Below are 870 nucleotides of genomic sequence, written 5' to 3'. Positions count from 1 at the left end.
AGCGTCTTCTTGTAAAAAGTGCCCGCCCTTGAGTGTAATGTGCTCTTGACCGTGAGCCCCCGGAATACGCTTCTGCATGTATCTATCGCCTCCGCGCGTAATTGGGTCGCCATTGCTGAATGTGGTTAGGAATGGTTTTTCCCATTTCTCGAGGACTTTCCAAGCTTCTTTATTTGCGCTAGATGCTGGATTATCAGGGGAGATTGGGACGAGTGCAGGAAAAGCTCTTGTTCCAGCTTTGTATTTTGAGCTAGGAAACGGCGCATCGTAAGCACGTATTTCATCAGGACTAAGCGTTTTAAAACAGCCAGTGTTTATGATTTTCGCGATGGGAAACCAGGGGCTGTTTAATGCAAATGCGCGCCAAATTTTAAATGCTTTTGGAACTGTCTCATCACCCGTGGGCAACATGCCGTTGCCAACTACGATGGCTTTAAATCTGTCTGAGTTCTCTGCGGCTAAGCGTAAGCCAAGTAGTGATCCCCAGTCTTGGCATACAAGAGTGATGTTGTTGAGCTCGAGTTGATCAATGAAATTAAGAAGCCAGTCAACATGTGTTTCGTAGCTATAGTCGTTTTTATTGGTTGGTTTATCTGATTTTCCGAAGCCAATGAGATCTGGCGCAATCACTCTATGTCCAGCAGCTGCGCAAATAGGAATCATGTGTCGATATAAATACGACCATGTTGGTTCGCCATGGAGCATGAGAACGGGATCTGCATTTTTAGAACCTTCGTCAACATAGTGCATCCGCAAGCCATCAATATCTTTATAGTTGGGCTTGAAAGGGTAATTAGATAGGCGAGCAAAGCGAGAGTCTGGCGTGCGAATGAATGGAATCATGTATAGCCTCTATATGTTTTTATTTTT

General features: G+C 44.8%; 1 protein-coding gene. It reads right to left on the bottom strand.

All coding sequences use genetic code 11. The features are described from left to right. Positions 1-843: haloalkane dehalogenase (locus A3739_RS01385; RefSeq protein WP_068499965.1), on the bottom strand; the 843-nt coding region annotated here is incomplete at its 3' end. Positions 844-870 lie beyond the last annotated feature (27 nt).

Source organism: Oleiphilus sp. HI0067 (assembly GCF_001635735.1).
This window is presented reverse-complemented; position numbering and strand designations above follow the sequence as displayed.